The 13,579-nt window shown below is 65.9% G+C and carries 9 protein-coding genes; 7 read left to right on the top strand and 2 right to left on the bottom strand.

Annotated features, from left to right (window positions below; genetic code table 11):
- Positions 1-278 precede the first annotated feature (278 nt).
- Together OKC41_RS16110 and OKC41_RS16105 are read right to left on the bottom strand one after the other, a co-directional pair.
- Positions 279-4,052, bottom strand: coding sequence for a translocation/assembly module TamB domain-containing protein (locus OKC41_RS16110; RefSeq protein WP_201894885.1), 3,774 nt, complete (start codon positions 4,050-4,052; stop codon positions 279-281).
- A gap of 76 nt (positions 4,053-4,128) precedes the next feature.
- Entirely contained in the window at positions 4,129-5,904 is a 1,776-nt protein-coding gene (locus OKC41_RS16105) for an autotransporter assembly complex family protein (RefSeq protein WP_201894886.1), read from the bottom strand.
- A 536-nt stretch (positions 5,905-6,440) separates the two neighbouring features.
- Here OKC41_RS16105 and OKC41_RS16100 point away from each other — a divergent pair.
- The 7 genes from OKC41_RS16100 (at position 6,441) to OKC41_RS16070 (ending at position 13,578) form a co-directional block, all read left to right on the top strand.
- Positions 6,441-6,836: a hypothetical protein gene (locus OKC41_RS16100; protein ID WP_102948201.1), complete on the top strand. Its 396-nt coding sequence runs from the start codon at positions 6,441-6,443 to the stop codon at positions 6,834-6,836.
- A 59-nt stretch (positions 6,837-6,895) separates the two neighbouring features.
- Positions 6,896-7,174 (top strand): peptidylprolyl isomerase, encoded by a 279-nt coding sequence (locus OKC41_RS16095; protein WP_039039827.1) that lies wholly within the window; start codon positions 6,896-6,898, stop codon positions 7,172-7,174.
- Between the two features lie 127 nt (positions 7,175-7,301).
- Complete coding sequence (locus tag OKC41_RS16090) at positions 7,302-8,012, top strand: DUF1499 domain-containing protein (protein WP_069652781.1); 711 nt, start codon at positions 7,302-7,304, stop codon at positions 8,010-8,012.
- Positions 8,002-8,577 carry a carboxymuconolactone decarboxylase family protein gene (locus OKC41_RS16085; protein ID WP_039039829.1) on the top strand — a complete coding sequence of 192 codons (576 nt, stop codon included), beginning with the start codon at positions 8,002-8,004 and terminating at the stop codon, positions 8,575-8,577. Before OKC41_RS16090 ends, OKC41_RS16085 begins: the two co-directional genes overlap by 11 nt.
- Positions 8,574-10,730, top strand: a complete 2,157-nt coding sequence (locus tag OKC41_RS16080) for an FAD-dependent oxidoreductase (protein WP_270672154.1) — start codon at positions 8,574-8,576, stop codon at positions 10,728-10,730. Before OKC41_RS16085 ends, OKC41_RS16080 begins: the two co-directional genes overlap by 4 nt.
- Positions 10,731-10,749: 19 nt before the next feature.
- Positions 10,750-11,919 (top strand): ABC transporter substrate-binding protein, encoded by a 1,170-nt coding sequence (locus OKC41_RS16075; protein WP_201894889.1) that lies wholly within the window; start codon positions 10,750-10,752, stop codon positions 11,917-11,919.
- A 48-nt stretch (positions 11,920-11,967) separates the two neighbouring features.
- The gene (locus OKC41_RS16070) at positions 11,968-13,578 is read left to right on the top strand and encodes an ABC transporter permease (RefSeq protein WP_201894925.1); all 1,611 of its coding nucleotides are present in this window, start codon (positions 11,968-11,970) and stop codon (positions 13,576-13,578) included.
- Position 13,579: the final 1 nt, after the last annotated feature.

Here is a 13,579-nt window from a genome sequence, read left to right as displayed (position 1 = left end):
GAGCGGCCAAAGGGATCAGACTGTAAATCTGACGGCTCTGCCTTCGAAGGTTCGAATCCTTCTCCCTCCACCATCTTTCAGAGAACCCGGCCTTGTGCCGGGTTTTCGCTTTTCTGCCTTCCACAAATCCCCTTCTTCTCTACAAAAAAACGGGAGGCCAGGCCTCCCGTCAATATTGCACGCTCTCACCCCGAACCTGCTGGCGACAGCTGTCATCAGCAGGTCGGGCAGAGGGGGATAAACGTCTCCCCAGACATCTGTCTTGTCATCCGCCCCCCTTACAGGGTGAAGCGATAGAAGATATCCACCGCCTGGGCCACCCCGCTCATGGCCTGCAGATAGAGCCTTGGCATCAGCTCGTAGCGCAGCTTGAATTCGGCGATGGGGCTGAACACCCCGACCCCGTACTGGAACTGCAAGCCGGGCAGCAGGTAGGCCGACAGGGTCACCTGGGTGTCATCGCCACTGCCTGCAGTATCGAGGGCCACGTCGCTCATGCCGAGGGACTCCCCGATGCTGGAGACCACGCCGCTCGCCTGGCTCACGGCCCCCGCCACCAGCAGGCCGTTGAAGCCGCCATCCTCGCCGCTGGTCTGCAATCCCTTGCCCCGCAACAGATAGGAGAGCTGTTCGGACTGCGCCATCTGCGGCTCGGAATAGACGGTGATCTTCGGCTTGGTAGCCGGCCCCGTCACCCGCACCCCGACGGTCACGTTGTCCTCGATGGTATCCGGATCCCGATAGGTCTCGATGTTGAGATAGGGCTGATCGATGGGGCCGGAGAAGAGGATCCGCCCCTCCTTGATGATGAGGTTCTGGCCATAGGCCTTGAAGCGCCCGTCCCTGAGCTCCAGTTGCCCGTTGCCCGAGAGCGGCTTGGAGGGATCCTGGCGAATGTTGAGGGCCCCTCCCACCTTGGTCTTGAGTCCCATGGCTTCGAGGCGGACGTCGTCCCCGAGCCGGATGGCGAGCCTGATCTCCATGGGCAGCGGTGCCGCCTTGGGGACCGGCGGCAGATCGTCGTAGATGACGGTGACGTCATCGGAGACCGCTACCGCGCTGTCTGGCAGGCTCTTGACCAGGATGCGCGACCAGGGGATGTCCACCTGCCCGGTCACCCTGGTCTCCTCCCCGAGAGAGATGGCGATGTCAGGTGTCACCCTGACCCGGCCCATGCCCGGGTACTGGGCTTCCAACTCCTTGCCCTGAATAGTGAGGCTGCCAGTCACCGGCTGCTGGGCCCAGCTCAGCCAGCCCCCCAGCACCAGGGGGCCCTTGCCCACCATCATGGAGCCGTCGAGTTCGGCCCGGTTGCCTTCTATCTTGAGGCGGGTCACCAGCTTGGAGAGGGTCACCATGTCGGAGTGGGTCTGAACCTCCCCCTCCTTCAGGTTCAGCTCGCCATACAGCAGGGGGGCAGCCAGGGTACCGTCGAAGCGGGCATCCGCCGAGATGACCCCTTGCAGGGAGCGCACTTCGGGAATGAGGGGCGCAAAGGTCGCCAGCTTCAGATCGTCAAACCTGAGTTGACCGCCGAGGTTGCCGCGGCCAGCGGGATCCCGGATCAGTAGATCGGTGTCGATGTTGCCGATCTGCTCGGAAGCGAAATCGACCCGGATGGCGGCCTGCTGGCGCTCGAAATCGATCCCGAGCTCGAGGCGCTGGTAGTCGGTCTTGAGTTCGTCGGCGACGAAGGTCCCAAGCGTGGTACGCACGGTGGCGTGCAGGGTCGGCTGGTTGCCGCGCCAGCTGGCGCGCCCGTCGGCCGACAGCACCGCCTGCCAGCGGAAATTGTCCGGCAACCAGGGGCGCAGCCGCTTGAGATCAAATTCGTTCAGGGCAAATTCCAGATTGCCCTGGGACTGGGCTATCCGGCTCCCCTTGACGCAGAGACTGGCCTTCTGGGACGCGAGGCAGAGATCCCCCATGGTCAACTGCTGTTTCGGCAGATCCAGGTCCAGAGACCAGGGGGCGGCCAGCGCCCAGCGCTTGAGGGGGGTCTTGAGCTTCAGCTCGGCAAGGGCGCCACGCCAGTGGTCACCGCGCAGGCTGCCATTCAGGCTGAGGTCTGCCGCCAGGGGATCCCCCTTCATGGTCAAGGTGAGCCCGTGGCGCTCGAGATCGCCGCTCAGGTTCAGGGCGATTTGCGAGAGCTTGGTCTCCCCCTGTGCCAGGCTCGCCACCGTCACCCCCACCTCACCGGCGGGCTTCTCACCGACCAGGGCGTTGGCCTTGATGACGGTCTCCTTGAGGACGGTGCCCGCGTAGGCGAGTCGGCCCGACACCAGATCGGCATTCACGCGCGGCGCCTGCTGGTTGCCGGTGACGCGCACCTGGCCCTTGATGTCCCCTCCCAGACCCGGGTAGATACCCCCAAGCTTGGGCGCATCCAGATCCGCATCCAGCTTCCAGGCCTGGGTCGTGAGCGAGCCTTCGGCCTGCAGCCGGTTGGGGCCGCTTTGCAGCGCCAGGGCCGGGATGGTCCACTCCATCTTGTCGTTGCCACTGAGCCTGCCCTGCAAGGCCAGAGGATACTGGTTGAGCTTGCCATCCACCTTGAGCTCGGGCAGGGCCAGCTGCCAGTGGCCCGCCTCATCCAGATCGAAACGGCTGGTGATCTTGCCCGCCAGTGCCCCCTTGATCTCGGGCACCAGCTCCGCCGGGTTGATCCCCTTGAATTCGGTCGTCCCCTGCCACTGGACCCCCTTGCTCCAGGCCAGCTTGCCGTCGAGCTTGAGCTCCCCCTTGAGGGCCCCCAGCAGCAGCTCGATACGGCTCAGCTCGTTGAGATCCCCCTTGCCCGAGAGGGCCACCTTGAAGGGGGGCACATCGGTCCCCTTGCCGGCGGTGTTGAGCGCAAACTGGTAACCGGAGAGCTTGCCCTTGGCGCTCAGGGTCCCCTTGTCCAGCCGATAGCTAGGCTCATCCTTGGCAGGCTTGTGCAGGGGCCAGGAGAGGCTCTTCCAGTCCAGCGCCAGATCGAAGGGCAGATCCGGGTCGAGGGCCGCAAGGGATCCTTTGAGATTGGCGCCCACCGGCCCCTTGGCCTTGAGTGCCAGCCCAAGCTTGCCCACAGAACCGTCCAGGACGAGATTGACCTGCTCCCCCTTGAGCTCCCCGTCCAGCAGCCCTTGACGCGCCTTGGCATCCAGGGTCAGGGCGAGGGGGTAATCCTCGTGCAGGCGCACCTGACCACTCAAGGCCAGATCCGCCATGGCATGGCGCAAGGAGAGCTCCCGGATGTCGATGCGCTCCTCCTCGGCGGTGGCCGACAGCAACAGGTTGTCTAGCCCCTCCACCAGCTCACCTTGCTGATAACGGAACGCCGTGGCTTTCAGCCCCTCCAGCTGGATGGGGAAAGGCAGTCGCACCGCCGGCAGCACCATGGGCTCGGGCTTGCTTGCGGCCTGCGTCTTGTCACCGGGGGCAGCCTTGCCCTCGCCGACCGCCAGGGTGGCGCTTTTCTCATCCGCCGGTTTGGCGCCCTTGTCACTGGCCGCCTCCACCGGGGACGGTGCCAGCACCACGTTCAGGCCATCGAGCACGGGGCCGCGCACGATGAGCCCGGCGCGATCCAGGGCGGCGCCAATGTCCAGATCCTTGAGGGTGATCGTCACGCCGGGCACCGCCACATCGAGATCGGCAACCTTGAGGCTGTCGACCTGGATTTTGAGCGGCAACGGATGCCAGACGAAGGGCTCCGACGGCTCTTCCGGCACCGGCTCGGACTCCGCCACCCGGACCACGGGGCGAGTCACCGCCAGAGACTTGATCCAGAGCTTGCCCTGCAGGAGCTTGCCCAGATCCCAGTCCAGCACGGCCCGCTCCACGGTAACATCCACCAGCTCGTCCTGCCAGCCAACCCCTTCGAAGGTCCAGCCATACCCGAGTTGCCCCGCCACCAGCTCCCCCTTGAGGGAGGGCAGCGCGGCTCTGGCCTGTTGCCACAGCCACTTGTTGCCCTGATGGGTGAAGCCCAGCAGGCTGACGCCGATGAGCAGCAGGAAGAAGAGGCCCATGAGCCACAAGAAAATGCGTTTTACCCAGATCACGATGCAGACCCCTGCAAGGAAAGCAGCCGCAGCGGCCAGAAAAGAGAAAGAAGAAGATATGCGCCTGGTTGCCGGGTCATAGTTCCGGCCCCAGTGCGAAGTGCAGCCGCAGCGGCTTCTCCTCCTCGGATATGCCCACCGCCAGATCGAGCCTGACCTGACCGATGGGGGTGACCCAGCGCACCCCGACCCCGGTGCCTATCTTCCAGGCCTCGCTGTAGTCGACAGTGGCGGTCCCGGCGTCCACGAACAGGGCGCCGAGCCACTTCTCGCTGAAGCGGTAGTTGTACTCCAGGCTGCCGACGCTGGCGTAGCGCCCGCCGGTCAGCTTGCCATCGTCCCCCCGTGGCGAAATGGTCTCGTAACCGTAACCCCGGACCGTCTGATCGCCGCCGGTGAAGAAGCGCAGGGAGGGGGGGACCAGGGAGAAATCATCCCCGACGATGGCCCCCTGTTCGGCCCGCATCAGGAAACGGTGATCTTCGCCCAGGGTGCGCAGCCACTTGCTGCGCCCCCACACCCGCATGAAGCTGATGTCGGACCCCCAGTAGGGGCTCGAGAACTCCATCGTCAGTTGCTGGCGATCCCCCCAATCCGGCACCAGACCGCCGCGCACCCGCAGCCGTGACCAGGAGACGCCGGGGATCAGCAGCAGGCTGTTCCCCTCGTCCTGACCCTGGACGTAGCGCTCGTTCTCCAGGCGCACAAAGACGTCTCTGTCCCAGCTCTCCGGTCGGCGTGTCCAACGGTGCACCCCGAAGGTGGCCAGATCGGAGCGGGTGTCGTTGTTGTCGGTGTATTGATAGCCCGCCTGCAGGGAGTAGTAATCCCGCAGCGGGTTGCCCACCGGGATCTGGTAGTCGAAGCTGAGCTCCGCTTCCGGCGCCGAGATCTTGGCGGTGCTGGAGAGGCGGTGACCATAGCGGTTCACCCAGGGTTTTTCCCAGGTGGCACTCAGGCGCGGCCCCACGTCCGTGGCATAACCGATACCGGTCTCAATCTCGTGATCGACCCGGTTGGAGAGGGTCACCTGCACCGGCACCCGGTTGCCCTCGGCCTGGCTGATCAGGGGTTTGATGTCCACCTGCTTGAACAGCTTGGTGGAGGAGACATCCTGGGACATCTCCGCCAGACGGATCGCCAGATAGGGGTCGCCGCTCTTGATGTTGATGAGCGGGCGAATAAGGTGCAGTGCCTCCGGCGTCGCGTCATAGCGGATCTCACCGAAATGGTAGCGCGGGCCAGAGCGAAACAGGATGTAGATCTCCGCCTTGCCCTGTTCCGGGAAAACCTTGACCTGGCTCTTGCTGATCTTGGCGTCAAAATAGCCGCGGGCCAGCCCCAGACTGCCGAGATCCGCCTTGATGGATTCATATTTGCCGTGGTTGAGGGGATCTCCCTCCTTCAGGGGCAGCTTGTCCAGCAGCTCGCTGTACACCTCGTCGCTCCCCGCATCCCCTTCCAGCAGGATGTCGAGGCGCGAGATGATCACGGGTTCCCCCCGCTCAATCTCGATCACCACCTTGGCGGGCGCCTTCTTGTCGCGGTTCAGGGTGATCTTGGGCTGGTAGTAGCCATAGACCTGCAGCGCCTTCTGTACGCTCTCGGTGATCTTGGCGCGGGCGGGGCGGTACTGGCGTTCCTGGTAGACGGGCAGGGCGTTGAGGTAGGCCTCGACGTTGTCTTTCTGCTCTCCCCTGATCCCCTTGATCTGGTAGGTCAACTTGGCCGCCATGGCGGGCATCGCCATCAGCCAGAGAGCGAGGGCGAGCAGCAAGAGACCGGGCCCGGGGCGACGGGATCGCCCGGATGAAGTGCTCCCGGTGAGAAAAGTAGGATAGCATCCTGTCAAACGTCATTTTCCCCGAATAACATGATTTAAAGATTGTGTTATTTAGTACGATACCGAGACTCATCCCGGGCGAGTGCCGATCATCCTAGCATAATCGCGACGGCGAAATCCCACGCTCGGGGCCCCTTTGCGTGCCGCTCTGCCGCCCCCGGTGCGGGGATCGCTTCGGCCCAGCAAGGAGCCAGCCGGGTGTGAGGAGCCAAACTGCGCACAATCCGGGCAAGGGGCGAACAAAACGCCACCACCGACCCCGCCACGCCGGATCTCCCCTGGCGCCCTTGGGCTGGCAGCAGGGTCCGGCTCGTCGCGACAACCCTTGTCGGACACCCCGCATCCGGCGGGTTTCGTCAACCCGTCCCCCTCGACTTGCTCAATGCCCTCTTCCCCATCCTGCCTGCTATTGAACAGGAAAATAAGTTTAAATCAATCACTTGAATAGATGGCACTAAAGCTTCGTTCAATTCAATCGATTTATCCCGCTGCCCCTGCGCTCCGGCCTGTCCCACACTGATCCCAATCATCGCAGGAGAGACCCCATGCACCTACGTAGCGAACAACTGGCTGACTACATTGCCGACCGACTCGAGTTCATCACCTTCCTGGCCTGCTGCAGCGCCCTGCTGGCCCTGCTGACCGGCATGAACGGCCAGCAGGCCCTCGCCTTCACCGCGCTCAATCTGCCCTTTGGCCTGGCCCTGCTGCTGGGCATGGCCCTGCTCGCCCCCCTGCCTGCCCACTGGCGCCTGCCCGGCATAGTTCTGCTGCTGGTGAGCGCAGCCCTGGCCACCCTGCAGATGGGGGGCAACTGGCTCAACCCCCTGGCCATCTGGAGCCTCTATGCCCTGCTGGGGCTGGAGATCCTCTGGCAATCCCGGGCCAGGGTCCCCCTGGCCACCGGCCCCCGGAGCCGGGTCTCGCGCCCGAGGGGCTGACGTGGAGGCGCAATTGCAGTAATCTTGCGCCCCCTTTCCCCTCGCCGAGGAGCATTCCGATGAAAAAAGCCTGTGCCCAGCACATCCTGGTCAAGACCGAGAAACAGTGTCTGGAGATCAAGGAGAAGCTCGCCAAGGGCGCCGATTTCAGCCAGATGGCCAAGCGTTTCTCCACCTGCCCTTCCGGCAAGCGTGGCGGCGATCTGGGAGAGTTCTCCAAGGGGGACATGGTCAAGTCCTTCGACGATGCCGTGTTCAAGGGGGAGCTGCTGACCGTGCTGGGGCCGGTGCGCACCAAGTTCGGCTTCCACCTCATCAAGGTGCTCTATCGCAACTGATCCAGGGCGACGAGGCCATCGGCTCTCTGAGCCGCACGCCTGGGATTGATGATCATTTACTAACGTTATCAGGCAATTAAGTTTATCCTTCTGGGCATAGTTCCATCCTGTCCCGTGGATCCCTCATATGCACAGCTCTTTGTGGTGGCCGCTGCTGACCTGGCTATTGCCCCTTTGCGGGGCCCTTGGCAGCCGCGCCCATCTCTGGCCCTGGTGGCTCGGCTTCATCCTCTGTCTCGCCAGCGCCCTCCTCAGCCTCGTGCTGCTGCTGCGCCTGCCCTGGCGTTATCGCCGCACCACCAACCTCTGGCCGGATATCTGGGGCATTGCTCCCCTGCTGTTGCCCCTGCTGTTTCTCGTCCAGGCGCTGCGCTCCCCCCTCACCAACGACGTCAGCACGGATCCCTACCATCCGCCACGGCTCCAGTGGGCCGAGCAGCTCAGAAGCCCGGAGGATCTCCCGGTCTCCCCCCCGCCCCTGCAACTATTTCCAGGCAACCCCGGTCCTCTCTATACCCGGGCATCCCCGGTCGAAGTGCTCGCGGAAGCCGAGGAACTGATGACGGAGCTGGGCTGGCAGGTTCGCCCGGGCAGCGAGGGTATCGATGCCGTCGTCACCACCGGCTGGTTCGGGTTTCAGGATGACGTGGCCCTGCGGGTCTTTGCCGGGCCCAAAGAGACCCGTATCGACATGCGCTCCGCCTCGCGCCAGGGGCGCAGCGATCTGGGGGTCAACCGGGCACGGATCATCGATTTCCTGAATCGGTTGAACGAGCGCCTGGGCGGGGCCTACAAGCCCAAGATGGAGAAGCTCAAAGAGGAACAAGATGCGCATTGAGGTCAAACCGGACCGGGCCTACGCCTGGTTCATCCGCCCCTTCTTCTGGCTGCAGAAACGCAACTACGGTCAGGTGCTGATCCCGGGCAAGTGCTGGGGGCGCTCCCCCAGGCTGTTCGCCGCGGTCGCCACCCTCTACGGCGTCATCAACCGCAAGCGCTCCCCCATCGACCCCGTGCTGCGCTCCCTGGTGACGGTGCGGGTCTCCCAACTCAACTGGTGTCGTTTCTGTGTCGACATCAACGCCATGACCCTCGTCAAGCGGGCAGGCTCCAGCGACAAGGTGGAGGCGCTGGCCCGGTGGCGCGACAGCCCCTTGTTCGACGAGCGGGAACGGGCCGTGCTGGACTATGCCGAGGCCATGACCGGGCTGGATGGCGTGAGCGACGAGCAGGCCGCCCGCCTCAAGCCCTGGTTCGATGACGACGCCCTGGTGGAGCTCACCGGCCTCATCGCCTTCCAGAACATGTCCGCCAAGTTCAATGCCGCTCTCGACATCGCTCCCCAGGGGTTCTGCCAGTTGCCGGTGCAACCCGAGCGCCCCCTCGACAAGGGGCAGGGATGAACCGGGCACGCCTGCTGCTGTTGCTGGCGATGGGGGCCCTGGTCGGCACCTTCTTTGCCATCGACCTTGACCACTATCTGAGCCTCACCCAGTTGCAGGCCCACCAGGCGCGCCTGGCCCTTTGGGTCGACCGCCATGTTGTCGCAGCCAGCCTGCTGTTTCTGGTGATCTATGTGCTCACCACCGCCCTCTCCCTGCCGGGGGCGGCCCTGCTCACCCTGGCGGGCAGCGCCGTCTTCGGCATCCTGTGGGGGCTCTTGCTGGTCTCCTTTGCCAGCTCCCTCGGCGCCACCCTGGCCTTTCTCAGCGCCCGCTTCCTGCTGCGGGACTGGGTCGAGACGCGCTTTGGCGACAAGCTGGCGAGCGTTCAGGCCGGCATGCAAAAGGAGGGGGCCTCCTATCTGCTGAGCCTGCGCCTCATCCCCCTCTTCCCCTTCTTTCTGGTCAACCTGGTGATGGGGCTCACCCCCATCAGAGTCAGCACCTACTACTGGGTCAGCCAGCTCGGCATGCTGCCGGGCACCCTCGTCTACGTGCTGGCGGGGAGCGAGCTGGCGACCCTCACCAGCACAGGCAACCTCTTCTCCCCCGGCCTGCTGGCCGCCCTGACCCTGCTCGGCCTGATGCCCTGGCTGATGCGTGCCTTGCAGCGCCGTCTCGCCCTCTACCGGTTGCACGCCCCCTACCGCAAGCCGGCGCACTTTGACTACAACCTGCTGGTGATAGGTGCCGGCGCCGGAGGTCTGGTCACCAGCTACATCGCCGCCGCGGTGAAAGCCAGAGTGGCCCTCATCGAGCAGCACAGGATGGGGGGGGATTGCCTCCATACCGGCTGCGTCCCCTCCAAGGCGCTGATCCGAAGCGCCCGCTTCGCCTTTGAACAGCGCAAGGCCGGGGAGCTTGGTTTTACCCCGAGCCAGAGCCGCGCCGACTTTGCCGCCGTGATGGCGCGGGTCGCCCGGGTCATCGAGGAGGTCGAACCCCACGACTCGGTGGCGCGCTATGAAGGACTTGGGGTGGAGTGCATCCAGGGGCGGGCGCGAGTCACCTCCCCCTGGGAGGTGGAGGTCAACGGCAAGCGCCTGACCAGCCGTCATATTGTGATCGCCACCGGCGCCCGCCCCCGGGTGCCCGCACTGCCGGGGCTGGACAGGGTTCCCTACCTCACCTCCGACACCCTCTGGCAGCGACTGCGCGAGCCCCCCCGCCATCTGCTGGTGCTGGGAGGGGGCCCCATCGGCTGCGAGCTGGCCCAGAGCCTGGCCCTGCTCGGTATTCCCGTCACCCTGGTGGAGCAAGGCCCTCAGCTGCTGCCCCGGGAAGATAGGGACGTCGCCGGGGCCCTGGCCGCGCAGCTGGAGCACGACGGCGTCACCCTGCACCTCGGCTGGCAGGCTACCTCGGCCGGGTATATGGACGGTAAAGGTGCCAACCTGCCCATCCGGCTGCACCTGCGCCGGGGGGACGAGACGCTGGTGGTTGAGGGGGACCAGCTGCTGCTGGCCCTTGGCCGGGAGGCCAACGTGAGCGGTTTCGGGCTGGAGGCGCTGGGGGTTGAACTGGCCCCCGGCGGCACCCTGGCCATCGACGGCTTCCTCGCCACCAACTACCCCAGCATCCTGGCGGTGGGGGACGTTGCCGGCCCCTACCAGTTCACCCATTTTGCCGCCCATCAGGCCTGGTATGCCGCCATCAACGCCCTCTTTGGCCAGTTCAGGCGCTTTCGGGCAGACTACAGGGTCATGCCGGCGGCCACCTATACCAGTCCGGAGATAGCCCGGGTCGGCCTCAACCAGAAAGAGGCTCGGGCACGAGGCATCCCCTTCGAGTCGACCCGCTTCGAGATGGCCGAGCTGGACAGAGCCATCGCCGACGGCGAGTCAGGGGGCTTTGTCGAGGTGCTGACGGTGCCGGGCCGTGACAGGATACTCGGGGCCACCATAGTGGGTGCTCACGCCGGCGAGCGGATCGCCGAGTTTGCCCTCGCCATGCGCCACCGCCTGGGACTTGGCAAGATCCTCGCCACCGTTCACCCCTACCCCACCCTGATGGAGGGAAACAAGTACGTGGCTGGCGCCTGGCGCCGTGCCCGCCAGCCCGGGCGCCTGCTGGCGCTGCTGGCCCGTTATCACCGCTGGCGCCGCGGCGCCTGACTCTGACGAGGCAACCATCATGTTCAAGACCCGACTTCGCGCCCTGCTCCGTCCCCTGATGGCCGCCGTCCCCCTGCTGCTGGCCTCCCCGCTCCACGCAAATGACGCATCGTGGCAGCAGACCCTGCTGGCCGCCAGGGGACAGACCGTCTACTTCAACGCCTGGGGGGGCAGCCCCGAGATCAACGCCTACCTGGTGTGGGCCAGGCAGGAGATCGCTCGCCAGTACCAGGTCGAGCTGGTGCAGGTGAAGGTGGATGACATCGCCCAGAGCGTGAGCCAGTTGCTGGCCGGCAAGCAGGCTGGCAAGACGTCGAACGGCCCCATCGACCTGCTCTGGGTCAACGGCGAGAACTTCAAGGCGCTCAAGGAGCAGGGGCTGCTGGGGGCCCCCTTTACCGACGAGCTGCCCAACATGGCCCTGGTGGACACCGCCCTGCCGGTAAGTGAAGACTTCACCGTGCCGGTCGAGGGGCTCGAGGCCCCCTGGGGCATAGGCCAGCTCAATCTGATGGTGGATGGCGACCAGGTAGACGTTCCTCCCACCTCGGCGGCCGCCCTGCTGGCCTGGGCCAAGGCTCACCCCGGCCGCTTCACCTACCCCAAGCCTCCCCAGTTTCACGGCTCGAGCTTTCTCAAGCAGATCCTGCTGGAGCTGACACCGGATCCGGCGCCCCTCTACCGGGAGGCGACCGATGCCGACTTCCTTCGCGTCACCGCCCCTCTCTGGGCCTGGCTCGACCAGCTTCACCCCGCGCTCTGGCGAAAGGGCAGGCTCTTCCCCACCGGCGCCGCCGAGACCAGGCAGTTGCTCGATGACGGCGAGCTGGCCATGGCCATCAGCTTCAACCCGGGGGAAGCCCAGAGTTCGGTGCAAAACGGCACCCTGCCCCCCACCGTCAAGGCCATCACCATGGAGAAAGGGGCGCTCACCAACAGCCATTTCCTCGCCATCCCCTTCAACGCTAACGCCCGGGCCGGGGCCAAGGTGGTGGTCAACTTCCTGCTGAGCCCCGCCGCCCAGGCGCGCAAGAGCGACCCCGCCTTCTGGGGGGATCCCAGCGTGCTGCGCCAGGAGGCGCTGCCAGGCCAGACCCGTCCGGCATTGCGCTTCAAGGGAGTGGCAGAGCCCCACCCCAGCTGGCAGACGCGGCTGGAAGCGGCCTGGGCCGAGCGCTACGGCCACTGATCCATCATGCAGGCGCGCGCCCCTCTTCTCCTCCTGCTGCCCTTTTTGATGCTGGGAGCCTTGCTGCTGGGGATCCCGCTCGCCAGGGGCCTGCTGTTGCTGGTCATCGAGGGGCTCTCCCCCGCCAACCTCGCCCTCTTGCTCCCCCAGCCCGGACTCTGGCACTCCGCAGGGTTGAGCCTCTGGGTGGCGGGGGCCTCCACCCTGGGGGCCCTCGGCGCCACCGCCCTGCTGCTCGCCCAGGGGGACGGGCGTCCCTGGATGCGCTGGCTGCGCCGCCTGCTCTCCCCCCTGCTGGCGCTTCCCCACGTCGCCTTTGCCATCGGCATCGCCTTTCTGATCGCTCCCTCCGGCTGGCTGCTGCGCCTCGTCGCCCCCCTGCTTGACCTCACCCATCTGCCCCCGGACTGGCAAACCCTCAAGGATCCCTGGGGCCTTGGCCTCATCGTGGTGCTCATCCTCAAGGAGACCCCCTTCCTGCTGCTGATGGCGCTGGCGGCACTGGATCCCGCCAAGGTGGCGCGCCAGCAGTGGCTGGGGGCCAGCCTCGGCTTCAGTGCCCCCCGGATCTGGTGGCGCCTGCTGCTGCCCGCCCTCTGGCCCGCCCTGCGACTGCCCCTCTACGCGGTGGCCGCCTATGGTCTGGCGGTGGTGGATCTCGCCCTGCTGCTGGGGCCGGATGCCCCGCCGCCCCTGGCGGTGCGACTCTGGCTCTGGTATCAGGATGCCGACCCCGCCTGGCGCGGCGCCAGTGCCAGCGGCGCCCTCTTACTGCTCACCCTCAACTTGCTGCTGCTTGGCGCCCTCAGGCTGCTGGAGCGGGCCCACCTCACCCTCGGCAAGGCACGCTGGCTGGATGGGCGACGCGCCCCCGCCTCGCCCTGGCCCGCACTCATTGCCCGCATCGGCGTGTGGGGGCTGCTCCTGACCAATCTGCTGGTGCTCGCCGCCCTGCTGCTCTGGTCCCTGACCCGGCGCTGGTCCTTTCCCGCCCTCTGGCCGAGCGAATGGAGCAGCCACCACTGGCTGGCTCTGCTGCCGAGCCTGGGCCCGCTGCTGTGGCAGAGTCTGTGGCTGGCCCTGCTCTGCGCCGCGCTCTCCCTGCTGCTGGCGGTGCTCTGCCTCGAGGCGTTGCCTGCGCGCCGCGCCACACGCACCCTCTGGCTTGTCTGCCTGCCTCTGCTGCTGCCCCAGGCCAGCCTGCTGTTTGGATTGCGCCTTCAGACCGACGGGCTGGGCTTCACTGGCATAGGCCCTGGCTGGGTACTCTGGAGCCAGTTGATCTTCGTCTTTCCATACGTCTATCTCTGCCTGCACGGCCCCTATCGCCAGTTCGACGAGCGCCTCACCCGGGTGGCCCTCACGCTCGGGGCCAGCCCCTGGGGGGCCTGGTGGCGAGTCAAGGGCCCCCTGCTCGCCCGTCCCCTGTTGTTCGCCTTCGGTGTCGGGTCGGCAGTGAGCCTGGCCCAATACCTGCCGACCCTGCTGTTCGGGGGCGGGCGGGTCATCACCATCACCACGGAGGCGGTGGCCATCGGCAGCGGCCTCAACCGGCGGCTGGCGGGGCTCTACGGCCTGCTGCAACTGCTGCTGCCCCTTTTCATCTATGCCCTGGCGCTCTGGCTGCCGCGGCGCATCAACCCCGCCCTGAGGCCCTGAC

The organism is Aeromonas sp. QDB17 (genome assembly GCF_027705305.1).
In the GTDB taxonomy this organism is placed as follows: domain Bacteria; phylum Pseudomonadota; class Gammaproteobacteria; order Enterobacterales; family Aeromonadaceae; genus Aeromonas; species Aeromonas caviae.
The sequence above is the reverse complement of the archived record's forward strand: the minus strand, read 5'-3'. Positions and strand labels throughout refer to the sequence as shown.

Excerpts from the sequence above, each read along its gene's own strand:
- OKC41_RS16095 (WP_039039827.1), top strand. The coding sequence starts at position 6,896 with ATGAAAAAAGCCTGTGCCCAGCACATCCTGGTCAAGACCGAGAAACAG.
- OKC41_RS16090 (WP_069652781.1), top strand. The coding sequence starts at position 7,302 with ATGCACAGCTCTTTGTGGTGGCCGCTGCTGACCTGGCTATTGCCCCTT.
- OKC41_RS16100 (WP_102948201.1), top strand. The coding sequence starts at position 6,441 with ATGCACCTACGTAGCGAACAACTGGCTGACTACATTGCCGACCGACTC.
- OKC41_RS16080 (WP_270672154.1), top strand. The coding sequence starts at position 8,574 with ATGAACCGGGCACGCCTGCTGCTGTTGCTGGCGATGGGGGCCCTGGTC.
- OKC41_RS16070 (WP_201894925.1), top strand. The coding sequence starts at position 11,968 with ATGCTGGGAGCCTTGCTGCTGGGGATCCCGCTCGCCAGGGGCCTGCTG.
- OKC41_RS16085 (WP_039039829.1), top strand. The coding sequence starts at position 8,002 with ATGCGCATTGAGGTCAAACCGGACCGGGCCTACGCCTGGTTCATCCGC.
- OKC41_RS16075 (WP_201894889.1), top strand. The coding sequence starts at position 10,750 with ATGTTCAAGACCCGACTTCGCGCCCTGCTCCGTCCCCTGATGGCCGCC.